Annotated in this window: 23 protein-coding genes and 1 pseudogene; 14 read left to right on the top strand and 10 right to left on the bottom strand. The window is 39.4% G+C overall.

Annotated elements, in window-relative coordinates; translation table 11 throughout:
• The first annotated feature begins 83 nt into the window (after positions 1-83).
• The 14 genes from ACY2LT_RS07105 (at position 84) to ACY2LT_RS07040 (ending at position 15586) form a co-directional block, all read left to right on the top strand.
• Positions 84-2021, top strand: a complete 1938-nt coding sequence (locus tag ACY2LT_RS07105) for a T9SS type A sorting domain-containing protein (protein WP_491814805.1) — start codon at positions 84-86, stop codon at positions 2019-2021.
• Complete coding sequence (locus ACY2LT_RS07100; protein ID WP_491814804.1) at positions 2021-3193, top strand: T9SS type A sorting domain-containing protein; 1173 nt, start codon at positions 2021-2023, stop codon at positions 3191-3193. The genes ACY2LT_RS07105 and ACY2LT_RS07100 overlap by 1 nt, the downstream gene beginning before the upstream one ends.
• Before the next feature lie 20 nt (positions 3194-3213).
• A complete protein-coding gene (locus tag ACY2LT_RS07095) occupies positions 3214-6408 on the top strand; it encodes a T9SS type A sorting domain-containing protein (RefSeq protein ID WP_491814802.1) in 3195 nt (1064 codons plus the stop codon).
• 84 nt (positions 6409-6492) lie between these two features.
• The gene (locus ACY2LT_RS07090) at positions 6493-7269 is read left to right on the top strand and encodes a T9SS type A sorting domain-containing protein (RefSeq protein WP_491814800.1); all 777 of its coding nucleotides are present in this window, start codon (positions 6493-6495) and stop codon (positions 7267-7269) included.
• A 3-nt stretch (positions 7270-7272) separates the two neighbouring features.
• The gene (locus tag ACY2LT_RS07085) at positions 7273-8355 is read left to right on the top strand and encodes a glycosyltransferase family 2 protein (RefSeq protein ID WP_491814798.1); all 1083 of its coding nucleotides are present in this window, start codon (positions 7273-7275) and stop codon (positions 8353-8355) included.
• A 58-nt stretch (positions 8356-8413) separates the two neighbouring features.
• Positions 8414-9148 carry a hypothetical protein gene (locus tag ACY2LT_RS07080; protein ID WP_491814796.1) on the top strand — a complete coding sequence of 245 codons (735 nt, stop codon included), beginning with the start codon at positions 8414-8416 and terminating at the stop codon, positions 9146-9148.
• A 9-nt stretch (positions 9149-9157) separates the two neighbouring features.
• Positions 9158-10222 (top strand): glycosyltransferase family 9 protein, encoded by a 1065-nt coding sequence (locus ACY2LT_RS07075; protein WP_491814795.1) that lies wholly within the window; start codon positions 9158-9160, stop codon positions 10220-10222.
• Between the two features lie 186 nt (positions 10223-10408).
• Positions 10409-11398, top strand: coding sequence for a flagellin (locus ACY2LT_RS07070; RefSeq protein WP_491814793.1), 990 nt, complete (start codon positions 10409-10411; stop codon positions 11396-11398).
• Positions 11399-11569: 171 nt separating this feature from the next.
• Positions 11570-12547 (top strand): flagellin, encoded by a 978-nt coding sequence (locus ACY2LT_RS07065; protein ID WP_491814792.1) that lies wholly within the window; start codon positions 11570-11572, stop codon positions 12545-12547.
• 83 nt (positions 12548-12630) lie between these two features.
• On the top strand, positions 12631-12984 hold the full coding sequence (locus ACY2LT_RS07060; RefSeq protein WP_491814791.1) for a flagellar export chaperone FliS: 354 nt from the start codon (positions 12631-12633) through the stop codon (positions 12982-12984).
• 17 nt (positions 12985-13001) lie between these two features.
• A complete protein-coding gene (gene fliD, locus ACY2LT_RS07055; RefSeq protein WP_491814790.1) occupies positions 13002-14519 on the top strand; it encodes a flagellar filament capping protein FliD in 1518 nt (505 codons plus the stop codon).
• 16 nt (positions 14520-14535) lie between these two features.
• Positions 14536-14982, top strand: a complete 447-nt coding sequence (locus tag ACY2LT_RS07050; RefSeq protein ID WP_491814789.1) for a flagellar protein FlaG — start codon at positions 14536-14538, stop codon at positions 14980-14982.
• On the top strand, positions 14969-15316 hold the full coding sequence (locus ACY2LT_RS07045) for a hypothetical protein (RefSeq protein ID WP_491814788.1): 348 nt from the start codon (positions 14969-14971) through the stop codon (positions 15314-15316). The genes ACY2LT_RS07050 and ACY2LT_RS07045 overlap by 14 nt, the downstream gene beginning before the upstream one ends.
• 12 nt (positions 15317-15328) lie before the next feature.
• Positions 15329-15586: a hypothetical protein gene (locus ACY2LT_RS07040; protein WP_491814787.1), complete on the top strand. Its 258-nt coding sequence runs from the start codon at positions 15329-15331 to the stop codon at positions 15584-15586.
• 1 nt (position 15587) lies between these two features.
• On the opposite strand, the gene ACY2LT_RS07035 is transcribed toward ACY2LT_RS07040, so the two are convergent.
• The 10 genes and pseudogenes from ACY2LT_RS07035 to ACY2LT_RS06990 all read right to left on the bottom strand — a co-directional run bounded on the left by ACY2LT_RS07035 (position 15588) and on the right by ACY2LT_RS06990 (position 25520).
• Positions 15588-16223 (bottom strand): response regulator, encoded by a 636-nt coding sequence (locus ACY2LT_RS07035; protein WP_491814786.1) that lies wholly within the window; start codon positions 16221-16223, stop codon positions 15588-15590.
• 118 nt (positions 16224-16341) lie between these two features.
• Positions 16342-16521, bottom strand: a pseudogene (csrA, locus tag ACY2LT_RS07030) (carbon storage regulator CsrA); the annotation flags it as partial.
• Positions 16522-16525: 4 nt separating this feature from the next.
• Positions 16526-16954: a flagellar assembly protein FliW gene (gene fliW, locus ACY2LT_RS07025; RefSeq protein WP_491814785.1), complete on the bottom strand. Its 429-nt coding sequence runs from the start codon at positions 16952-16954 to the stop codon at positions 16526-16528.
• Positions 16955-17006: 52 nt separating this feature from the next.
• On the bottom strand, positions 17007-17888 hold the full coding sequence (gene rfbA, locus ACY2LT_RS07020) for a glucose-1-phosphate thymidylyltransferase RfbA (RefSeq protein ID WP_491814784.1): 882 nt from the start codon (positions 17886-17888) through the stop codon (positions 17007-17009).
• A gap of 1 nt (position 17889) precedes the next feature.
• Positions 17890-18525, bottom strand: coding sequence for a dTDP-4-dehydrorhamnose 3,5-epimerase family protein (locus ACY2LT_RS07015; RefSeq protein ID WP_491814783.1), 636 nt, complete (start codon positions 18523-18525; stop codon positions 17890-17892).
• 15 nt (positions 18526-18540) lie between these two features.
• Entirely contained in the window at positions 18541-20166 is a 1626-nt protein-coding gene (gene bshC / locus ACY2LT_RS07010; protein WP_491814782.1) for a bacillithiol biosynthesis cysteine-adding enzyme BshC, read from the bottom strand.
• A gap of 2 nt (positions 20167-20168) precedes the next feature.
• A complete protein-coding gene (locus ACY2LT_RS07005) occupies positions 20169-20432 on the bottom strand; it encodes a hypothetical protein (RefSeq protein WP_491814781.1) in 264 nt (87 codons plus the stop codon).
• Positions 20425-21573, bottom strand: a complete 1149-nt coding sequence (gene ftsW, locus ACY2LT_RS07000) for a putative lipid II flippase FtsW (protein WP_491814780.1) — start codon at positions 21571-21573, stop codon at positions 20425-20427. The genes ACY2LT_RS07005 and ftsW overlap by 8 nt, the downstream gene beginning before the upstream one ends.
• A complete protein-coding gene (locus ACY2LT_RS06995; protein ID WP_491814779.1) occupies positions 21570-23819 on the bottom strand; it encodes a UvrD-helicase domain-containing protein in 2250 nt (749 codons plus the stop codon). Before ACY2LT_RS06995 ends, ftsW begins: the two co-directional genes overlap by 4 nt.
• A 174-nt stretch (positions 23820-23993) precedes the next feature.
• Complete coding sequence (locus ACY2LT_RS06990) at positions 23994-25520, bottom strand: amidohydrolase (protein WP_491814777.1); 1527 nt, start codon at positions 25518-25520, stop codon at positions 23994-23996.
• Positions 25521-25573 lie beyond the last annotated feature (53 nt).

Raw genomic sequence — 25573 nt, 5'->3', positions numbered from 1 at the left:
GTATGGCTTCCCCCACGAAAGAAGGGGGAGCCATATGAAATTAACTTATGAAAAAGATATACAAAATAAATAATGGAGTTAAAATGAGAAGATTATTTTTCCTTGCTACCGGGATTTTAGTTCTGATGATGACTGTATTCCCGGGTAAGCAACTGAAAGCTCAGGTTTTTGGCGAATTCGAAGGCATTCAGTTAGTGAATCGCCCCTTTGAATTCCTCCAAGGTGGAACTGCAATACCTTACGAAAATTTTGTAGTACCACCAAATAATACATTGGACCTCGATGATGGTTATGCGGAAGTTCCTCTTCCATTCCCATTCGAGTTCAATGGCGAAATCTTTACAAAGGTATGGATTAACATTAATGGTTTCGTTACTTTCGGTAAAGTTACAATTAACGGAACTTTGGAAGGTCCTCCAACATTGATTGCCGGAACAAAGAACCCAGACGCTTTGTTCTATGATGATCCATCATATCCGGTAAACGTTATTGCACCTTTCTGGGGCGATCACTACTACCGCCCGGACAGTGTGAAATTTAAAGGTTATGCTCCTACTACAATTTCCTACAAGAGCGAACCAGACAAATTCACAATCGAATGGAAAAATCTGAATATTAACTATTTCCCGGATTTCAAAGCAAGCGTTGCTGATTTCCAACTTATTCTCTATAAATCAACTGATCCTTATTCAGCACAAGGCGATATCGAATTCCGCTATGGAACAGTTGGTAAACGTGCAGAACAAATTCCTTACTGGCAAACTGGTCAGCCAGGATTCGACGAAAGAATTTTCACTAACAATTGCTCCGTCGGTATGAAAGGCGAAGGCAAAGGCTTTTTGCAGAAAGCTGACTTTATGAACGCTTTGTATAATGGTGGATATCTACCATACGACCCAATTAAAGTTGTTAGCGAAGTATCAAAAACTACTGAATGGACTCCGACAAGAAATAATGCTTTGTCGATTTTCCTCAGAGCTAAAAAACGATTCAACATAGCTGAATGGTGGGGCGACGGTGATGTTGATTTCTCGAAAGCTGCCGGCGAACCACACTACAACAAACCACAAAACCGCTTTGTAACAATTAACGATGCACGTTTGGTAATGAGAGCAATTGCTACTAACGTTCCTCTCGATTCAATCCGCCGCCGTGCTGCTTATCACGCTGATGTAAATCATAATGGACGCTTCTATTATGATACATTAGGCAATAGAAAAACAATTCCTTGGAGAACAATGAACTATGCAGATAGTATGCATAGAATTACAGACATCAGCTCTCTCAAACAAATTATGTTCCAAGCAGACGAATACGATGCTGCGTTGATTATTGCTTACATCTCTGGCAGAATTCCTTACTTGCCTTGGATTTGGGATACTGTTCCTCAATACGGAAAAGTAAATAATGAAATTGCATCGATTCGTTTCGGCGAATGGACAAGAATAAATGAAAATACTTATAATATTCCAGTCTATTTGGATGCTAATTTCGCTGGACCGGTTGGTGCAAAATTCCAATTAGACGGCGAAGTAGTTGCTGTAAACACAAACGAAGAAAATGTAATTGCAATGAACGGCAAAAACAATGTAGTAATTAGCGGCGTTGGTGAATTTGCTGCTAATAAACCATTCGCTTATGTTACAGTTACTACAAACAACAAAGAAATCAACGCAAGCAATATTAGATTTAACGAACGCGATATCGAAAGCGTTAAAATTAAACTTGCAGAAGGATTGGCAGGCGAAGAATTTGTAATGTCTGCATATCCAAATCCTGCTAACTCAACTACTAATATTGCTGTTAGCATCGACAACTCCAGCAACTACGAATTAGCAATCTTTGACGCTCAGGGCAATTTGGTTAAAGTATTGCACAAAGGTTCACTCAAAGCTGGACAATATTCATTCGACTGGAACCTGACAGACGAAGCTGGCAAGAAAGTAGGAAACGGCGTTTATATTTACCGCTTAACCGGTAATGGCAACACTGTTTCAAATAAAGTCGTTGTTTCGAGATAATGCTGAAAAGAATTTGCGGCGTCGGGCTGCTGATAATAACGATGCTCAGCAGCCTGGTAGCCCAAAATAATACGATAATACCAACGCTTCAAAGCGTTAAGACAATAGATGTATGCGGAGACATTAGCAATTACGAAGTATTAGTTCTTTTGACAATTGGTAAGATTACGAAGGCAGATTCTTTGTTCGGGTATAATTTCGAAATAAAGTATGACCCTTCGAAAATCAAATTTAATTTTGTCAGTACCTTTGGTACTTTGTCTGAGCTCTTTGAAATAAAGCAATTTACAATTTCGGCAGCCGATAGCGCTATTTATGGAACTGCTGGTCATTTAAACCCGTTCCTTGAACCTGTGGAAGGTGATTTGCCATTGCTTGCAATTCAAGGCGAATGGCTTGGCGATTGCGATGATTCTTCGGCAGTAAGTTTGTCTTACATTGCATTTACCGAAGAATTCAAGAAGAATATCGCTGAACCACAGCAAGCAACCGTCAAGGCGATTATCGCAGATAAACCAGATAGAAAACTGAGTGCGTTATTTAGCGATAATCAATTAAACTTCGACTCACAGGGTGCAAAAGAAACAAAGCTAATTCTAAATAGCAACGGAAAAAAAGTTAGCAATGTGAAACTGGATTTAAAGAAAAATAGCAGTTCTTTCGAAATATCAAAAGTTGAGCCGATGAACGATAATATTGTTATCAACAAAATTTCGGATGAAGACGGCTTGATAAACATTGATATTTCGGTCAATAATCAGGTGCTTAATGATACATTGATTATTGAAATAAGGAACAATAGCGATATTGGCAAATACAGTGGCTGGATTTCAATTGATAATGCAATAGTTGGAGACTGCGATTGCATTACCCGATATGAAATCAATAATCTGGAACTTGTTTCAGATATTCCAGACACAACAACGGTAGTTGAAAAAGACCTCGAAACGGTTGTGTATTATAGCAGAAATTGTGATTGCATAACAGTAAGAACAGACAAAGAAGACGAAAAAATTGTTAAAGTGTATGATATAAACGGTAAAATGATATATTTAGAAAATACATACGAAAAAAACATACGGATAAATGCAGAAAAATTTGCACGTGGTATCTATATAGTTGAAATAGATAGTAAAGCAGAGAAAATTATAAAAAATCTAATAAAATATTAATTTATTAATTTGGGGGTATCATGAATAAACTCTTATTAACTCGCAGGGTAAGTCGAATGCTACTCGGCATATTGGTTGTAGTCTTTGGACTTACAACATATGTTGAAGCACAGGCTCAATGCGATGTAATTATACCACAGCTGAATTTAACCGGCGATTTGAGCGGTTACAATACAGCTTGGTATCCCGATGGCAGAATTTGGATTCCGCCTTCATCAACATCGAAGCGTGAATTCCTTTTGCCAGTATTTATAGAAGTAACAGACCAGACTTTTGCTCCTATCAAAAGTTTTGAGTTTTCAATTTCGTATAATGGTAATGCTTTCAGAGCAGTAGGTATTCAAACTCATCATCCTGTAACTGCTCAGGAAGCTCAGGCAAGAAACGACAACAGGTTCTTACCTTATGTAGAACCTCTTGCTAAAAACTTTAATTTCCAAACATTTGTATTGCCTGATACCAACTATACAAAAAATCTTTTCCCAACAAGAAAAGGAACAGACCCAATTCCATCTGTTGGTAGAAAATTCAAAATCGTTGGTGCTTCTACGACACCACTTCCAGCAAACACTGTAGAAAATCGTAGATATCAAGTATTGCTTTATGTAGTGTTTGAAGTGTTGGTGGACAAAGAAAATCCTAACCTGCCGGTAAACACTCCAATCTACATTAACGCAGACGTTATTAAATACAATGGTATCAACATTCGTGAACACGTATTCACAGTAAACAACTTCCCATGCACTCCGACTTCGCTTGCTTTCACAAACGAAGAAGGAACTACTACAAACCAATTGCCTATTACTGGCTTGACAGGTATGCGCAACGATAACCTTCCAGCTGCTGTTATCGATTGGCAAACATATCCTGAAAGATATATCCCAGGTTCAATTTGGGTTACTATTTTCGAAAAAATTCCTGAATTCCGCTTTATGCCAGGTCCTGGTGTTGTTCAAAGCACAAGCCCAACATCCAGCGACTCTGTAATGAAGATGGGCAGCGGCTACTGGAAAATATACACTCCACTTACAGTTGATAATGCTGATATTCAACCACGCCGTGCTCAAAGAATCGTTCGCGTTAGAATTCCTGACGCACTTTCGAAAACTCGTATTCAAGACATCGTAGTAGAATCAGACCAACCTTGGTTGAACTTCCAGACTGTAACAGTTGGTTCAATTTCGAAAAACCCAATTCCTCAGCTTACAAGAAAAGGCTTTATCAATTACATAGACTTTGGAATTCTTGGTTCACAAGATTTCAAAGATCCAAAAGGTCAGCCAATTGGTCCTGATGGTGAAATCTTCTTGTTAGTAGATTGCGATCCTTCGAAACTTACTACATCACCATTCGACAATGAAAAAGAAGGGCTCTATACTGGTCATATTACATTCACTACTCCTTACATTGACGAAAACCCAACTAAATTAGAAGTAAACTTTATTCTCTTCAAAACTCCGGTTGAGCCGCTTGTTAAAACAAATATTGTTCCTGGTATCAAACTTAATGTATCAAACAGCAAAGGCGAAAGCAAACTGTTGATTTTCGGTACTGGCACTCGTGCTTCAGACGAAATCGATACACTTTATGGCGAATGCCCATACGAATGGCCATTGGGTCAGGATCCACAAGGCAACGCAATATTTGATGCTCGCTGGTTCCCTGTAAATCCAACATTGGCTACAAAATATCCGAATGGTTTCTGGGATTTTGCTGCAAACGAAGCTCAACGCCGTTCGAACTCCCGCGATATTCGTGATTTCAACTACACTGCCAAATCACACATTTTCTATTGCAAGTTTGAGCCAAACAACGGTTATCCGGTTATTTTAACCTGGGATACTACTGACTTCTATCCAGGTGCTCAGCTCTATATTCACGACAGACAAAATGGATATTACTTCCCGGCAGTTAATATGCGTGAAGCAACTCCATTGGGCGATGGTAAATTCTCATTCACAATTCTTGACCCAAGAGTTAAAGAATTTGTGATTGAATACACATTGCCAACTGTTGTTGATTATGTAAATAAAGCTGGCGAACCTATCATTAAGAAAGGATGGAACTTGCTATCAATGCCTGTTCGTCCGGTAAATCCATACTATTCGAACTTCTATAAGAATGCAATCAATATTCCAATATTGTTCACTCAGAACCAATATCAAACTCCTCCGGATGGTATTTTGCAACCAGGTATTGGCTACTTTGTAAAATACGATTCAATCGTTGATACTAAATTCCCTGGCACATTCATCTACGACCTTGATAAGAATGTTGCTCCATTCAACGGTATTCGTCTATACACCGGCTGGAACACAATTGGTTCAGTTTCTGTTCCATTGGGTATTGACTACATTAGATTTGATGCTTTGAGCGCTGGTCAGGATGCACCAGATGTAAACTTCACTCGCCAATATGGTGTGTGGGCATACGAAACTAACAGAGGTTATAAAGAAGTATCCGAAATTCTTCCAGGTCTTGGATACTGGATTAAAGTTAATACAACTGGTTACCTGAAAGTTAATGTTCCTCAGAACTTGCGTTTTGGCTTCAAACTTAACTCAATCGATGGTTCAGTTGTTAAGAAGTCAGTTCTTGCAAATTCAGCTGTATTGAACATCAAAGACAGCGAAAACAACTTCGGAACATTATACTTATCAAACGATTTAGCAATCAGCGGCAATACATTTGAACTTCCACCTGCACCACTTGCAGAAATGTTCGATGTTCGCTTTGCTAACAACAGCTACCTGACAACAGAAAACGAAGGTGTTGTTCGCGTTCAGGGCGTTAAATATCCTCTTACTGTTTCAATTGAAAACGGTAAAGATGCATACAAAGTAGTTGATGTAGTTACTGGCGAAGTATTTGGCGAAATCAACCGCTTCAACAATGCTGTAACTATCAACCGCGCTACATACAATGCATTCAAGCTTGTAAAAGTTGATGCAGCTTCGGACGCTAATCTGATGGTAAGTCCAAACCCAGTTTCATCGACAGCAACTGTGAACTTTGCAATTCCGATGAATGCAAATGTTACAATTTCGTTGTTCGATGCACTCGGTAACGAAGTAGCTACATTGCTAAACAGCAGCTTGAACGCTGGCAATCATTCATATACTTTTGATGCTTCCCGCTTCGCAACTGGTAACTATATCGTTAAAATCGTTGCTGGCGACCGCACAGAAGTTGCTAAAATCAACATTGTAAGATAATTTCTTAATTATCTTTTTCACGACAAATGGGCATCTAAAACAAATGATGCCCATTTGTTTTAGTTTATAAGAAGGAAGGTAGATATGAGAATAAAAATATTCACTATTGCAATAATTGCGATTTTTATGTATTCCGAGGCAATCTCGGAAGAATTTGATGTGAGAGTGCGGCTTACTATTGATAATACTTTTGCAACCGATAGCCTGCTTGAGTTTGGTGCAGTTTCTTCGGCTACCGATGGGTTAGATGCTCATCTCGGAGAAATCGAAATTCCACCATTCCCGCCTCCCGCATTTGATATTTTTGCTATATTCAACTTAGACACAACAAACATTGATGGACTATTTAGCTATAAAGATTTTAGAAGTGTGCCAGCCGACGAAAATGAATTTCATCATCGTTATAAAATTGAATTAAATAAACGCGTTCCGTCTGTTGCAACTATTTCGTGGGGAAAATTGCCAGATTACGTCAAATCTGCAAGAATTTATGATGAATTGAATCTGCTTTTTTCTGCAGATATGAAAACTACAAATTCTGTTGTTATTAACAACGAAAATCTTCCGAAAATACCGATTTATATTGATGTAGTTTATACGAAAGTTCCAACCTCAGTGACGCAAGACAACGAAAATTTTGCAGTCTATCCAAATCCGTCTAATGGATGGATATCGCTAAGCAATAGCGAAAAAATCAGTAAAATTGAAATTTACAATGAATTATCAGAAATTGTGTTTAATACCAATTCGCTTTCGAGCGAAAAAATTAATCTTGTAAATTTACAGAATGGTGTTTATTTTATTAAAATTATCGACATAAATAATAATTTTTATTTTAATAAATTATTAATTAACAGATAGATTATGGAAAAAAGAAATAACGAAAACAGAAAAGAAAACCAGAAAAAAGAAAAAGCAAATCAAAAAGACGTACAAAATGCAAAGCGACATCAAAATCAGCAAAATCAGCAGAACCAACAGAACCAACAGAACCAACACAAGAACAGCAAGAGCGAATTATTAATTTCTGTTGTAATTCCACTTTACAACGAAGAGGAATCCATTCCCGAACTTGCATTGCAATTAGAGAAAGAGCTTCAGGAACTAACGCACGGACGCTATGAAGTGATATTTGTAGATGATGGTTCTACTGACGGTTCGCTCGACTACATAAAGCAGATACATCGCAGAAATAAACGTTTTCGCTATATAAGCTTCCGCCGCAACTATGGCAAAAGTGCGGCACTCGCCGTTGGGTTCGAGTCTGCTCGTGGCAAATTTGTTGCTACAATGGATGCAGATTTGCAGGACGACCCAGCCGAAATAAAAAATTTGGCTAAGAAAATGAAAGAAGGCTACGACCTTGTAACTGGCTGGAAGCAAAACCGTAAAGACCCAATTTCTAAAACAATCCCATCGAAACTGTTCAATTTTGTTACATCGCTTGTGAGCGGAATAAAACTGCACGATTTCAATTGCGGGCTAAAGCTTTATCGCAAATCTGTTACTGATACACTGCAAGTATATGGAGAAATGCATAGATATTTGCCAGCGCTTGCCCATTGGGAAGGCTTTCGGGTGGCTGAGCTTCCTGTGGTTCATCACGCAAGGCGATATGGAAAATCAAAATTTGGTTTGTCGCGGTTTATAAATGGTTTTCTCGATTTACTTACTTTTGTATTTATCACAAGATTTATGAAGCGACCTATGCACTTTTTTGGGTTGTTTGGAACAATTTTCACATTGATAGGCTTTGCTATTAACGCATATCTTACAGTTGAATGGTTTCTTGGGAACACATATTTGAGCAACCGCCCGCTCGCAAACTTTGGAATTGCTCTGATAATTGTTGGTGTGCAGTTCTTTTCGATCGGGCTGGTTGGCGAAATGATAGTAAAGCAGAACTTCGAAAAAACAAAAAATTACTCGATAAAAGAAAAATTGTAGTAAACGAGCCGTCTTTTTTGTTATTATGAATAATATTTATACACAAAAAAGCATTAATATGAAAAAATTACTATTAGTTGCACTCTCGATATTTCTTATTGGTTCTGCAGTAAAAGCCGATATGTTCGACGCGTACTCTATTGGAGCAGGAATATCAACATTTTCTATTTTGGGCGACAATCCAGCCAAATTGCCGATTATTCAGAATGATACTACAAAGAAATTTGTTTATGGCGGCAGCTTTGATGCCGTTCAACCGGGCTTTGCGGCACGTCTTACAATGTATAAGGGCGAAAGAATACGTGTTCCTGTCGATATTGATTTTACTATATATTCATCAGGAGAACGTTATCCTGTGAGTGGCTTGCTTACAATATTTTACTGGCACGAGGTGCATAATTTATCGGTTGGTTCCGGGTTCTATTATGTGCTTACGCATTTAGATTGGGCAAAAACAGATATATATGCCGGGGCAGACCTCCGCGGCAATATTATCACTCGTTCAGAGCTCACCTATCGCGACAGCTGGCGTAACGATCAAAAACGTGATACTTCCTACGTTGTTAATAGAAAATCCGGTGCATTCCGCATTGGCAGCTTTGCCCGACTCGGAATAGAAGGGCAACTTAAATCTAAACTTAAAATTGATGCATCAATTGGAGTAGGTGTTTTGAATCTATTCCCAAGAGACAGTAAACGCGGGGAATTGCTTACCCCGCTTCAATATTATGAAAAGAAAGAGCAAATTGTTCCTGTTCTCAATTTTATGCTTTTGTTGAAATACTCATTATAGGTGATAAAAGTGCTATTCAAAGAAGATTGTAGGTATTTTCGCGGTGATATTCCCTGCCGACCGCACAAAAAAAGTGGTTATCATTGTCAAAATTGTCCCGAATATTCTCCATCAAAAGAAAATATACTAATAATAAAGCTTGGTGCTATTGGTGATGTGATAAGAACCACACCGCTTATCAAACGCATAAAGCAGGAATTCCCTAAATGTATGCTATGGTGGGTAACAAACTCGCCTGAGGTGATTCCATCATCGGTGGATAGAGTGTTGCAATTTAATCTTGAATCAGTAATTAGCTTGCGAAGTGTTCATTTTTTCAAAGTGATAAATCTTGACAAAGACCATCACGCGTGTGCATTGGCATCGCAACTGAACGCAGATTATATCGATGGATTCACACTTGTCGAAGGCAAACCAATGCCTGCAAATCAACGAGCTATGCATAAGTATCTAACCGGACTATTCGACGATGTAAACAAAGCAAACACAAAAAATTATCTTCAGGAAATTTTCGAAATATGTGGATATGAATTTGCAGGTGAAGAATACGAGCTGGAATTAAAAACCGATAAGCAATGGGATATTCCGAATCGCGGAAAAGGAGTGATTGGGCTGAATACCGGTTGTGGAGCTCGCTGGGTGTCTCGACTATGGAAGCAGGAATATTGGATAGAACTTGCCAAAGAGCTGAAAGCTGCAGGCTATGAGCCAATTCTGTTGGGGGGCGAGCAAGAACACGAGCAAAATACAAATATTTCCCGAGAAAGCGGTGCCCGCTATTTCGGATATTTTGATTTAAATACATTTATTTCGCTTGTTAATCAGTGCGATTTGGTGGTAACGGCAGTAACAATGGGGCTTCATATTGCAATAGGACTGCGGAAAAAGGTTGTTCTGATGAACAACATATTCAATAAATACGAATTTGAACTATACGGACGAGGCGAAATAGTCGAGCCGGACAAAGAATGCAAGTGCTTTTTCAGTCCAAAGTGCGTAAACGAAGAGTATTTCTGCCTGGAACACCTTCGCCCCGAAAAAATTATGGATGCTGTAAAAAAATTGATGAAATGAAAAAAATTGCTAAAGTTCAGAAAAAATCTGACGATAAATTAATTGAAAAGAAAATGCAAATCTGAAAAACATTGAAGGATTAAAGTTTTTCAGAAAATTGCCGAAAAATAAATCAGGAAGATAGGATTAAAATAAATATTGATGGCAGGACGCCCGAAAAACAAATAATTTACATGGAGGTTTATTATGCCATCAGCAATTAGCGGCGATAGCCGTATCCGCACCAACATCCCGGCAGAAAATGCCTACAATGCATTAACAGCATCAAGTAACAACATAGCATTGCGTCAATTGCGTCTTTCCACAGGGAAACGCATCAATTCAGCAGCAGACGATGTTTCGGGCTATATCACTTCACGTGCGTTGCAAGCCCGCAACGGTGCGTTGAAAGCAGCGTTGAACTCTGCCGGTGATGCAAAGAATGTAACTTCTATTGCACAGGATGCATTAGACCAGATTTACTCATTAATGGCTCAAATTAAGGATGCTACAGCTACTGCTTCGTCTGGTGCTCTGGGAACAGATGAAAAAGTTGCTCTTGCAAAAGGTGCATACCGCCTTGCTCAACAAATTCAGTTTATCACTGACTCAACTGTGTTCGGCGGCAAGCAATTGCTTCAAGGCAACTTTACAGGCGAATGGGTTACCGGCTACTATGCAAATAACGAATTGATGAAGATTTCCATTGACTTAACTGTAAACAACAAAGACTTTAACGTCAATGGGTTGTTCGACCTGAATGCTACAAGCGAAGCAACAGCTATTCGTGGAACAGTATCGGGTGCATCAACTAACTTTGCAGGTGTAACCGGCTTGAATCTGGAAGAGTTCAATAATATCAGTTCTTCTGATTTGGGTTACTTCGGATACTTAAATGATCCGGTAACAGGAAAATCAAATGTTGTAATGACTTTGCAATCTCTTGCAATGGCAATTGACAACATTAACAAAGTAGCATCGTATCTTGGTGGTATTGAGGTTCGTATCAACTCGCAGGAAGCAATGTTGAAATCTCAAATCACAAACTACAAAGCTGCAATATCACGTATCGAAGATGCAGATGTTGCAACAGAACAAATGGAACTCATCAAATCACAGTTCTTGCAGCAAGCTTCTTTGGTATCGTTGAGCCAGGCAAACCAAAACCCACAACAGTTCTTGCAGCTATTCAGATAATATCTGACTAAAATAGCTCAAAAATATGTGGTCAAAATATTTTTTCGGGACGGAAAAATTTCCGTCCTTTTTTATTAAAGTTTTAAATAATATTGCCGATATATATAGAGAAGGATGAAAAATTTTTGGTGGAGGAGGCACCAAAAAAACATTTAACTTTGGGAGGGGCTTATGCCATCAGCAATTAGCGGTGATTCAAGAATACGGACGAACATCCCCGCGGATAATGCTTACAACGCTCTTACGGCTTCGAGCAATAATATTGCTCTTCGCCAGTTGCGACTATCGACAGGCAAGAGAATCAACTCTGCCGCTGACGACGTTTCAGGCTACATTACTTCGCGTGCATTGCAGGCTCGCAACGGTGCATTGAAAGCTGCACTCAATTCTGCAGGCGATGCTAAAAATGTTACATCAATAGCTCAGGATGCTCTTGATCAGATCAGCACTCTTGTTACTCAAATCAAAGATGCTGCTGCAACTGCATCATCAGGTGCTTTGGGAACAGACGAAAAGGTTGCTCTTGCAAAAGGTGCATACCGCCTTGCTCAGCAAATTCAGTTTATTACAGATTCAACTGTGTTTGGCGGCAAGCAACTACTTCAAGGCAACTTCACAGGCGAATGGGTTACTGGCTATTATGCCAATAACAACTTGATGAAGATTTCCATCGACTTAACTACAAGCAATCCTGATTTCAACGTGGACGGTATCTTCGACTTGAATGCAACAAACGAAGCAATAGCCGTTCGTGGCACTACAACTGGTGCTGCAACAAGCTTTGCCGGAGTTGCAGGTCTGAACCTTGAAGACCTCAATTCTGTTTCAGCTTCTGATCTCGGAATTTTTGAAAACGTAGGTGCAACTCCAGCTGTTACTCAAACTATTTCTTCACTTGCTATGGCTATTGATAATATTAACAAAGTAGCATCGTATCTCGGCGGAATCGAGGTTCGTATCAATGCACAGGAAAATGTGCTAAAATCGCAAATCACTAACTACAAAGCTGCAATTTCACGTATTGAAGATGCAGATGTCGCAACAGAGCAAATGGAACTTATAAAATCCCAGTTCTTACAACAAGCATCGCTTGTTTCACTTGCCCAAGCTAACCAAAATCCACAACAATTCTTGCAATTGTTTAGGTAATTGGGCATAGTTTTTGCTTTAATTAAAGAGCGGTATCAGGAAGATACCGCTCCATTTAGAAAACAAAATGTGAGGATGAATTTATGTTGACACAAGCACAACAACTTGCCGCCTCGAAAATGTATGGTGGTGGGAAAGAGAAAAAAATTCCTGCTTATCTCGAACAGGAAGTTCTGTCGTGGAGCAAAGAAAAAATTATCTTGAAAATGTATGATTTATTCATTGTAAGCTGCAAAAGACAGGATGTCAATAAAATGAGCAGAGTGCTTGTTGAACTTATGGGTGCTCTCAATTTCGAATACGAAGAAACAGCAACCCGTCTTTATCGGCTTTATGAATATTGCCAGAGATGTATTTTCCAGAAAAAATACGACGAGGCACTTTACATTATTACCGAGCTTCGTAATGCTTGGGCAAAAGCCTTCAACCTTGAATAGCGAAGGAGGCATTGACTATGGCTATAGACACATTCGGAATATCGGGCAGCGACAAATCATATAGCGAATTGCTTGTCGAATCATATAAAAAGTCGCAGGCAAGTCGCACAGAAGGTTTGCAATCGCGAAAGCAAACCCTTCAAACTCGTCAGAAGTTTTATAATGAATTAAATGGAAAGCTGAACTCGCTTATTGCTCAACTCGATAAATTTGGCGAATATAAGAAGGTTGGCGATAATTTTACATTTACGCCTACAAACGGAATTAATGACAAGTTTAAAACTTATAAGGCTACAATATCAGAAAACGATTATTTTACAGTAAAAGCTGATGGAAATGCCATAGTCGGTTCTAACTCAATAAAGGTAAATCGCATTGCAACAAATGATGTGCTGGTTTCCAACAGACTTAATCTTTCGGATGCCTTCGGGGAAACTGCCGGCGAGAAGACTTTCGATCTTTCTGTGAATGACAAAACTTACACCGTTAAGGTTAATTTCACTGGAAGCGAAACAAACGAAGAAGCAATGAAAAAAATTGTTAATGCTATCAACGGAATTAAAGACGTTAAAATTAGCGCTTCGCTTGTGAAAGATACCGAAACCACCGGTAGAATTTCTCTTACTTCCAAAGAAACCGGTCAGAATAACAAAATTACTTTTACTCAAACATCGACTACTGAACTATTGGGCTGGACTACTTCGCTTTACTCGGATCCCAATGCACGTACTGCTATTAGCGGTGGCTCGGCTGGCTACAAAGTGTCTGACTCATCGTTGCTAAATGCAAGCTTCGATGCAAATGGGATTGAAATAACAAGAAACTCTAACGAAGTGAAAGATGTATTGCCCGGACTTACCATTAACCTGTTGAAGCCGCAAGCAGCAGATGCTCAACCAATTAATGTTACTACCGATATTGATGTCGATGGTTTTGAAAGCTTTGTCGATGCTTTGATTAAAGAATACAACGGCGTTCTGTTTAATTTGAGCCAGAATAAAGATATTCAAAGGCAAGATACTGCAATTTCGTCTTTGCAACAAAGGTTACGTGCAGTTGGGACTTCCGTTCTTAGTTCGTCGGACGACCCGGACGCACCTAAACGTCTTACTGATATTGGCTTTAAATTAAACAACGACGGGACATTAGTCCTTCGAGACAAAGATAAACTAAAAGAATTTCTTGCAAAGGAAAACGGGGCTGAAAATATTGCTAAGCTTTTCACTTCTGAAACAGGGTTTGTTGCAAAAGTTAATGAAGTGATTTATAATCTAAAGCCGCAAGGTGGCAATAGCGGTCTTTTGAAGGCAAGAAATGAATCTATTACAAGAGAAATTACTAATATAGATAAAAGAATTGCTTCTCTGGAAGCAACTATCGAGCAACAAGCTGAAAGCCTAAGAAAAGAGTATGAAAGTTATTTAAAAGTATACTTGCAAGCGCAGGGACAATACTCTTTGCTTTCAACGATGTCTACCTCTTCTACTTCTACATATAGTAGCTTGATTGCTCAACAAGCTTCATTAGGACAATAATTTTAAGAGGTCCAAAATGATTAATGGAATTCAGCCCACTGCTGCAATTAGAGAGACATCTCTCGAAGATTTGCAGTTGGAAACAAGAAAAGAGCGATTTGCCCTGCTCGCCGAGCAATTCAAGGCAGAATTCAGCTCTGACAAGGAAGAAGGGTCCTCTGTCGGTGCAAAACACGATAAGGAAACCCAAGCTGAAAGTGCTAAGCCGAAAGAAAAAGAATTTAAAAATAAAGTAAATTCTGATTTGAAGGAACTTGGAGAAAAACTCAAAAATATTATTAAGGAAGCAGATGTTTTTCTCGAATTTTCTATCGACAAAGATACAAACAAAATGATTTTACGCATTATCGACAACAAAACAAAAGAAGTTATTCAGCAATTGCCAAGTGAAATTGCTCTGAAAATTGCAAGAATAGTTAGCAATATCGAAGGTGAAGGGCAGATAGCTAATGCAAAAGTATAGTGAAATACTGAATAATATCGAACTTGTGCTCGAAAATACTAAAAGTATTTCCGACGCACTTAATAATGGAAATTTCGAGCTGGAAGATCTTGAAGAAATCTCTAATCTATACGAAGAAAGAGAAAAAAATATTCTACACCTTAAATCATTGCTCGAATCTGATATTGGTAAGGAATTTGTTGCTGAAAAGCAAGACGAATGGAATAAAAAAATAAATTTGATTGTTAATTTGGATTCTGTTAATTTAGAATTGCTTAGAAAAAAAACTAAAGATACAGGAGAAAAATTAAAGCAATTGAATAAGCAAAAATCGGTATTAATTTATTCTAAATAAAATAGGTGCGATATGGATATCAGTTCAATAAAACCACAGGGAGTGTCGGGACCTAAAGATAACGAGCGGGTTTCTGATAAAAAGAGCAAAGCTAAAACTTCTTCTGGCAAAACTTCTGCAAGCTCGGGTGGTGATACATTATCGATTTCGACCGAAGCTCAGAAGCTTTCCCGTATTTTCTCTCGGATTTCTTCGGGCTACTACAACTCGCCGGAAGTGCTCAAGGAAACTGCTCAACGAATTTTGAATGAATTGGATAAGCAAGAGTAGCTTACTTACGGTTCTTTAGCAGAAGTTTCTTAATTGATTCTATACTTTTCTTTTCGTCTTCCTGATAATGCTTCAAAATAGTATCTGATTTGACAACGGGCGTTGTCTTTTCTTCTGGTGTGGGCGGAGGCTCGGCTGGTGACGGCTCTTTGATGTTTGTAATTGATTCCAGCATCTCTTCCTGTTTCTGAGCTAATACCTTCTCATTGACATATAATTCTTCCGGATCTATCGGAATACCCTTTATTATCATTTCTAATTTCTCTGTTCCGAAAATATCTACGAGTTTGTCGTAAACAGTTGCTCTGGTAAACGGTTTGGAGATAAAGCCAGATATTCCGTTTTTTACTGCTAAACCTAAATTCTCTACGTCGGAAAGTGCAGAAACCATAATAACGGGTATATGTTTGGTAGTTTTGATGTGCTTCAGAATCTTTAGAGTTTGATGTCCGGAAAGCTCAGGCATAAGAATATCGATAATAATAAGAGTTGGCTGGTGCTCTACCGCAAGAGCAATGCCATAATATCCATCAGACGCAAGGTAAGAGGTCTTGAATCCGTAACTTGCCAATGTTTTGGACAAAATCCTCTGCATCCAGATGTCATCATCAATTATTAATGCAGAATATTCAGCCATAATGCTATTCCTTGTTATTTAATTTTTTTATGGCTATACCACTTATATCTTCGTCAATTAAGTGAGAAAACTTAATACTGGAATTTGCAATTGCATCTTTTAGTGCCATTAGATGAGTTTTGGCTGCCTGACGATTAATCTGGATAATCTTTTCATATATTTCTTTGCGGTGCACAGGCACTGTTTTGGGCGCTTCGATGCCCAAACGCACAACCCCACGGTCGTAGCTCAAAACAGTAATCTGAATTGAGTTCCCAATGGTGATTACTTCCCCTATCTTCCTTGATAGAACTAACATTTTGCTATTCCTTTATTGTTTGTTGCTTTTTTGCGATAACATAATTTGTTGAGTATTTGTCTGACGGCAAAATGATTTGTTTGCCAGTCTGCTCCTCGATGTTAAAGATAACTGGTGCTTTCATATTAGCACTCATCTCGCCGTTTTCGTCTTCCAAAGTGATTACAACAAATAGCACCTGCTTTTCGAGGTCGTATTTTATCCCGGGATCGTAATAAACATCAATATGCCATGGACTAAGCAATGGGAAGCCAATCTCCGGCTCATCGACAGATATTAGCCATTTGAACGGTGCAGTTGATTCCTCGCTGATTAAAACGTAATCGTGCAAATCCTCAAATCCGAGCATACCATCTTTGAATTTGAAAATATACTCGTCGTCTATTTCCAATTCGCCGAAGTAGTTTGTTTTTATTACTCTTTTTTTAGCCATAGCAATTCTATATGTTACAAATAATTAACAAAATAATAAAATAAAATTATTTTCACAATGATAATTTTATCATTTCAAATACTTTTTGCAAATACTTTTTGTAGTCGCAGTCTGCCATTGCGTTCATTGTCGTTTCGAATTGCTCGATCGAGATAAACCCGCGATTGAGAGCAATTTCCTCTAAGCAGGCAATTTTAGTGCCCTGACGCTTTTCTATTGACATAATAAACACAGACGCTTCGGTGAAATTTTCCGGTGTGCCGGTATCGAGCCAGGCAACTCCGCGCCCTATGGGTGCCACTTTTAGTCTGTTTTGCCGTAAGTAGTGCTTGTGTATGTCCACTATTTCAAGCTCGCCGCGATTGCTTGGAGAAAGCGAGCGAGCAATTTCGACAACATTTTCATCGAAAATATAAAGTCCCGGAATTGCATAGTTCGATTTCGGATTTTCAGGCTTTTCCTCAATTGATAGGACATTGCCGTTTCGGTCGAATTCTACAACTCCATACATCTGGGGTTTTTCGACGTTGTATGCGAAAATTGTTCCGCCAATATTCTTTTCGAGCGACCTGCGGAAAAAAGTGAGATCGCCATAGAACAAGTTATCGCCCAAAATAAGAACGCTCTGGTTGTCTTCGATAAAGTCTGCACCAATAATGAATGCTTCGGGCAATCCGCCTGGATGCGGTTGTTCGGCATATTGCAGATTAATGCCCCATTGAGAACCATCGCCAAGAAGAGTTTGGAACGAAGGAAGGTCTCGAGGTGTGGAAATAATAAGAACATTGCGCACGTCAGCAAGCATAAGAGTAGACAGCGGATAGTAAATCATAGGCTTGTCGTAAATCGGCAGCAGTTGCTTGCTGATTACAGACGTCATCGGATAAAGGCGGGTTCCTTTGCCTCCTGCGAGAATTATTCCTTTTGTGTCCATACTAATCTATGTTCAAAAACTTATCTGACGCTTTATTGCTCTTCCACTGAGCAAGTGTCATACCTTGCAAATCGCGTTCTTTAACCAGAATATCTTTGCTGAATGCTTGTTTGATTTTTTTTGCAATGCGTTTGTCGCACAGGGACCAATCAATATCTTCTGCCATCGGCGAAATAACCCCTTCGCAACGTGGATTATAAGTTCCACTGCAAAGATATTGAACATAGCTATCTTTTGTCAGTAGCATTCCGTGTGCAAATCCGGGCGGTATCCACATCCATTCAGAATAATCCAGAGCGGGCGCGCCCGATAGTTCATAAGCAATAATTTTGCCAAAAGTATCGGAATTTTTGCGAATATCTATTGCCATATCAAGCAAATTACCACTTATGCAGCGGACTAATTTGCCCATAAACGGGTTCCACTGGAAATGAAAGCCACGGAATGTATTTTTATAGGAAAATGATTCATTGAACTGCAAAAAATCATAACGTCTGATGAAGGCAAGTTCATCTATACCATAGAAATCATCTTCCCGGTAAGTTTCTGTAAAATAGCCTCGTTCGTCGAGAAATTTCCTGAAGCGAATAACTTGTATTTCTTCTATTTCAAGCGGTTGCACGCTAAGAACCTGCATCAGTTCGTCCCTGAATTATGAATAAATTATAAATCCTTTAACGTAATTATCGGCTATTTCATTTAAAATTTTAGAAAAATTTTCAAATCCATAGATATTAATAAAATTTATTGGTGAAATCTTACGTTCCTGCAAGCGTTCATTTGGCAAAAGAATAGTCCGGATTTTTCTGAACTTGCTTACGTAATCGGTGTTTTTCTTTTTCAGTGCCGCAAAATATTTTTTCTGTAAGTTGTCAATTAGTTCAGATGATTTGTGGGCGTAGCTTTCCTGCGTTCTCAGAAGTGATTGGTCGGCTTGGCTAAGCAGTGGGGTTAGCTGCGAAAAGCTTTGCTGAACTTCGTTTTTCACTTGCTCAAAAATTTTGTCCGATGTGTCGTCAATTACTAAATTACTCAAAAAACTTTCGAATTTATTTAAAGGCTCGAAAAACTTAGCAAAATCTATATTATTCTGCACGATAAAATGAAAATGCCTTTCGGGCAGGAAGCAAGCCATAGCTCTGTTGGTAACAGGCGGAAAATCTACACCGAAAAATTCATAAGCTTCCTTTAACATTGCGAAATATGAAATTTCGCCCGGACCAAGCACATACATAACCGAAGGAAGGCAAATTTCCTGAAAAACAGGTCGCAGAATTGCCTTTGGCGAAAAGGAACACGGATTTCGGGAAATATCCGAGACAATCTCGTCGTAGGTGTATTGGCAATGATTTACTGAAAAAAGAAAATTTTCCGGAGAAACTGTGCGTATAGAAAATCTTTTGCCTTCCGTGTGCTTGCAATAATTGAAATAGTCGAAAGAAATATTTATTGAATGCCCGTAACTCGTTAGCAAAGCTTTGTTTTTCGAAAAAATATCAAATAATTTTTTGAAATTATCTGATGAAGCAAAATTTGTATTCGCGAGGAGGGCAATTGCACCGCTTTTGCGGGCAGCAGCAGCCGAAACAAAAAGCAAACCGTAGCTTTTGAATAGCATTTGATAAAACTGAAGCATTGCGTCCGACCAGCGCTTGCCTTTGCAATATATCGAGCGAATGGCGTTGGCAAGCTGCTCCTTGTTCGGCGAAAAGGGGAGAGTGTCGATTATTTCGTCGATAGTTTGTTCGATTTTTTCGTCAAAAACGAGTTCAGAAACAGGTGTATTTTCGTATTGCGTATAATCCGGGTTGAACAGATGTGGAGTGTGATTTGCATCGAAAACATAAATTTCGGCTGCTTCTTTTGCGTCGTGGTCGTTGTCTTCGAGCCAGAAAACCGGGACTATATGAAGTTCCGGGTGCTTCGCCTGAAGTTTATTTGCAATATTTATTGCAGTTGCTATTTTCAGGCAAGTATAGAAAGCCCCGCCCAGAAAACCAACCTGTTGCCCGGTGGAAACAAATAAAGTGTTTGATTGGGATGAGAGCGAAATATTCGCTTTTTGCGATTCGGACAAATCAAGCGGTTGCATCGTGTCCGTAATTATCTTATGCGTAAGTTGCCGATTAGCGAACTTTTGAGCTTTGCGAAGAAGAAATGGTTTGTTTTCTGTTTCCGAAATATCTGCAAAACGTGATAGAACAAATCTGTCGCCTTCCGAAAACTTGCGGAAGAAGTTGCCGTTTTGTGGAATTTCGGAAAAATCAATGAAAAGCATAATCAAAAGTTATAAATTTTCAGGAAACGAAGTGCAATCATCACAAATATTGCAGTTATGGCAAGATAGCCAACTAATAAACCAATCCGACGGAAACGATATTCCCAGATATGTTGCAGCCGAAATCGGACGACGAGATTGAGCCTGTATTCGAACATTGCAAACCCGATGAAAGCAATAAAGTTTGCCGCAGCAAGTTCGAACCTGTGCAGCAGAAAGGTTACAACTGCAAAAAACAGAAAAATCAGCACGGATAATTTATTCAATTTCGCTCTCCTTTGGTTTATTTTTTATAGTTTTAGGAAAAACTCCGGCTTGGGCAGAAATATTCAGGAGCACGCCAATTGCCGCTGAATAAAAAATTACAGCAGTTCCGCCGTAACTAATAAACGGCATCGGAACACCAGTTGTTGGCAAAAGCCCTGTATTGACACCTGCATTGACAAACACATAAATTGCAAATGTAGTAATGATACCAACAGCAAGGAAGTAGCCGAAATTGTCAGGTGCTTTTTTTGCAATGATCATTCCGCGCCAGAAAATAATTGCGAAAGCAAGGATGATAATAAGCAAGCCGAAAAATCCGTATTCTTCGCCAACAATTGAGAAAATAAAGTCCCCGTAAGATTCTGGGAGGAACAGATGACTCTGACGGTTTTGCCCGGGTCCGACACCGAATAGCCCGCCATTGCCAATAGCAATAAGCGCTTGATTTAACTGATAGTTTACTGTTTCAATCGGATGAGAGTCGCCGCCCAAACCTAAAAAAGCTTTAATTCTGTTCATTCTGTAAGTTGCACTAATTGCATACACTCCGGCAGAAGCAATTCCGATAAGTCCGGTTGCTAATAAATAAATTAAATTTACATTTCCGATAAACATAAGAGCAATGGAAATAAAGAAAATCACAATCATAGTTGAAAAATTCGGCTGCAAAGCGATGAGCCCGCAAATAATAAGAGTCCACACTACAAATGGCAAAAAGCCTTGCTTGAAGTCCTTTATGACATCTTGCTTGCGTGTTAGAAGCGTGGCGAAATGCAACACCATAGCAAATTTTGCAAGTTCAGAAGGCTGAAAGCTGAAAAATCCAAGACGCAACCAACGCGAGGCACCTTTTGCGGCTTCGCCTGCGAATAGCACGACAACCAGCAAAATAATGCTTGTAAGTAGCAGAGGCTTGCTGATTTTCTGCCAGACGTGATAATCTATTCTTGAAATAATTAGCATTAAGATAATTCCGGCAAATACTCTAATGCTGTGATTGAGAACTAATTTTTCGGGCATACCGAATTTCATTTCGGCTATTGTTGCACTCGCCGAATAAACAAACGCAAGGCTGAACACCATAAGTCCAACAACAGGAATTAGTATCAGCCAATCGACATATCCGACATTTTTTTTCATTGCTCTGCCTGTTTGATTATTTCAAGTTTTGCATATTGAAGCAGCAAAAGTTTCTTTCCGATATTGGCAAAATTGACAGTTGCTTTTCGCATAGAGCCTTCACCGCTTAATCCTGTGATTTTCCCGACACCGAACTGACTGTGGCGAACTAAATCGCCAATGCGAAAATCATAAACAGTTTTTTCTATTTGCGAATATGAATAGTCGTTGTCGGGTTGCTGTTCGTAGTGGTTGGATTTGAAGGAGTGCGAGTTGAAGTTAGATTTTGCTGAACTAATCGGTGCGCCCGAAGTGTTCAATTGTCGAATTAGGCTTGGGTCTATTTCTTTGAGGAAATAAGAAGGTTTTTGCATCATAATATCGCCAAATTTCATTCTGCTACGGGCATAAGTTAGCGTTAATTTTTCTTTAGCCCGGGTAATTCCAACATAGAACAGGCGACGTTCTTCCTCTTCTTCGTCTTTGCTGAAGGTAGCTCGCGAAATGGGAAAAGTTCCGTCTTCGATACCGGCAATAAACACGTGCTTAAATTCGAGTCCTTTTGCTGAATGCAGAGTCATAATCGGGAGGCGTTCTTTTGTCAGGTCGCTTGAGTCGATATCGGCAACCAAAGACATTTGCTGGATATAGTCGTTGAGAGTGCTGTCGGGGTTTTCCTCAGCAAAATAGGTGATGTCGCTTACTACCTGTTCGATATTTTCGATACGGTCGTAAGCTTCGTCCGTTCCGATTTCTTGGTAGAACTCGATTAGTCCGGTTTTTTTGATGAATTCAGCTACGACTGTGGAATAGTCTTCGCTGGTGAGTTTTTGGCGATAATTTTCAATAAATTCGACGAAATGCTTGATTGCATTTTTTGATTTTGGAACAAGCCCTTCTATATTATCTGCATTTTTCAATGCTTCGAAAAATGAAAGTCCATATTCTATTGCATAAGAATTAATATGTTTCAGAGAAGTTTCGCCGATTCCTCTTGCCGGCTCGTTGATAATTCGAAGAATTGCTTCGCGGTCGCGTGGATTGATTAGAGTTCGCAAATATGCCAGTACATCTTTTACTTCCTTCCTTTTGTAGAAGGACATACCGCCAACAACTATATAAGGAATACTGTATTTCCTGCAGGATTTTTCGAATTCGAGCGATTGAGCGTTTGTTCTGTATAGAATGCAAATTTCATTAAGAGGAATACCGCTTTCAGAAAGTTTGTTAATTCTTGAAACGACAAATTCCGCTTCTTCACGGTCCGAACTGCACTCGACAAGGTCGATTAAATCGCCCGATTCGTTGTCGGTGAAAAGCTTTTTCTTGATTTGATAAGTGTTGTTCTGAATAACTGAATGAGCGGCTTCGAGAATAGTTTTGGTGGAGCGATAATTTTGTTCAAGTTTGAAAATTTTTGCGTGTGGATAGTCGCGTTTGAATTCAAGTATATTTTGAATATCGGCACCGCGCCAACCGTAGATACTTTGAGCGTCGTCGCCGACAACGCAGATGTTCTGATATTTTTTTGAAAGCAGGCGAATAGCAACATATTGAGCGTGGTTTGTGTCCTGATATTCATCAACCATAATGTAGCGGAAAGTGTCTTGATAAAATTCAAGCACATCTGAATGCTCTTCGAGCAAACGAATAAAGTTCCAGAGCAGGTCGTCAAAATCCATTGCGTTGCTATCGCGAAGTCGTTCTTCGTAGAGCTTATATATTTCAGCGAACATTTTTTCCTGGGGGTTTCGGGCGTTGTCGTAAATCGATTGCCAGGTTTGGAGTCGGTTTTTTGCTTTGGAAATAATCGAAGCAACTTGTTGAGGGCTAAGCGGTTTTTCAGGCAAGGACTTTTCCTTGAAAATTTTCTTAATGGCGCTTAGCGAGTCCTCCGAGTCGTAAATAGTAAAATCTGATGTATAGTTGATAAAGTCCGCACTTTGACGAAGCAGACGAGCAAAAATCGAATGGAAAGTGCCGGCACGGATAAGTGCAGCGTCGCGACTGCCCACAAGCGAGGCAATACGTTGCTTCATTTCGTTGGCGGCTTTGTTTGTAAATGTGAGTGCTAATATATTTCTTGGGGAAACTCCGCTTGCTACAAGATAAGCAATGCGGTGGGTAAGCACTTTGGTTTTGCCACTGCCAGCTCCGGCAACAATAAGCACGGGACCGTTTTTTGCTTTTACCGCGGCGGCTTGCTGTTCGTTCAGTCCTTGTAAGATTTCTTCCGGGTCGAGATTTGAACCTAATCTATCTGTCATAATTAAAATCTGCCAAATTAAATTTCAAAATTAATCATATTTATCTTACTAACCAAAGGAGTTGGAACTAAATTAGATAGTATTAGATTAGCTATTTGAATGAAAATAGTATCGCTTCTGTTACATTTTCAAATTAAAAACGAAATGGAATTAAGCAATTTTCTGAATAGAATACTAAGAGTTCAGAAAAGCGACTTTTCCGCCAACTATCGTAGCGAGAACATCGATTGGCATTTCGGGTTCATTCTGCAATAAATAAGGATTAGCAGAAAGAACAGTTATATCAGCTGTTTTACCAGCTTCTATGCAACCAAAATGTGCGATTTCATTATGAACTCTATGAGGAGCGACGCAATATGCATCGAGTGCTTCGAAAATTGAAAGCCGTTCATTTGGTGAGATAATTGTTCCATCAAGAGAGGACTTACGGGTAAGAAAAGAACGAATGCCGTCGATAACAGAGGGCTTTTCTATCGGGAAGTCGCTTCCTGCAATAATAGTTGCACCTTGTTGAATAAAAGATTCCCAGAGATAAGAAAATCTCATTCGCGAGCCAATTCGTTTTTGAGCCATTCCATTGGTGTCTGATGTGAAATGATAAGGTTGCACGGAGGCGACTACATTTAGTTTGGCAAATCGAGGCAAATCGTTTGGCAGAACCATTTGAGCGTGTTCGATTCTAATTGTGCCACTTCCTTCGAGCAAGCTATCCGAGCGAAGCTTTTCGGCAACGTTCAGAGCCGTGTTTACAGCAGAATCGCCAATAGCGTGAATTGCAATATCGAAACCGCTTAAAATGCCACGTTTTGCACGGTTCTTGAGCGTGTTTTCGTCGAGCAGGAGAAATCCGCTTTTTGTTTCGTTGTCGTCGTAGCCGCGAGTAAGGGCTGCACCATAGGAACCCAATGCTCCATCGAGGAAATATTTTAGTCCCTGCACTTTGAAAAAGTTGCCTTTGTATGGAAGGACGCAATCGCGTAACCATTCATTATTTTGCGCTCGCACAAACGATTTCACACGAACCGGCATTTCGCCCGCAAGTTCAAGTTCGTTAAAAATAGGGACAAAGCGAGTTTCGACATCCATATCGTGTGCCTGTGTTATTCCATATCGGGCAAGTTCCGAAAGAGCGGTTTTGATGAATTCGGTGTATTGTTCAAGAGAATAATCCGGGATGTGCTTTTCGACAAGAGCCATAGCATTGTCGATAAGCATTCCTGTGGGTTTGCCATCATAAGAACGAACAATTTCGCCGCCTTGTGGGTTTGTAGTGAGTTCGTTTATATAAGCGATTTTGAGAGCAGCAGAATTAACTAAAGCAGAGTGCCCATCTTGCCGGGTAAGATAAACAGGTGTATCGGGGAAAGCTTCATCGAGCAATTCTTTTGTGGGTAGGCTGTTTTCAGTCCAGTTTTCGTGGTTCCATCCGAAAGCAGTAATCCAGTTTCCGCGAAATAATTTCGTATTTTGCAATTTGACAATGCAATCGTGAATGCTTTTGCAGTCTTTCAGAGAGACTTCCGAAAGTCTCATTCCGTAGCCTGCGATATGTCCGTGGCAATCAACGAACCCGACAACTGCCGCAGCACCGGGCGGAAACTTATATGAATGTCCGTCTATAATTAATTCCAAATTGTCGGAGTGCAGAATTTCAGTAATAATACCACTCTCGACAATGATTTTTCTCGTTAAAGCCAGCATAATTATTTGTTTAGATGAAACTCAATGATGAAAATATAATGAAAAATTTGATA

The organism is Eximiradius proteiniborus (assembly GCF_058546985.1).
The sequence above is the reverse complement of the archived record's forward strand: the minus strand, read 5'-3'. Positions and strand labels throughout refer to the sequence as shown.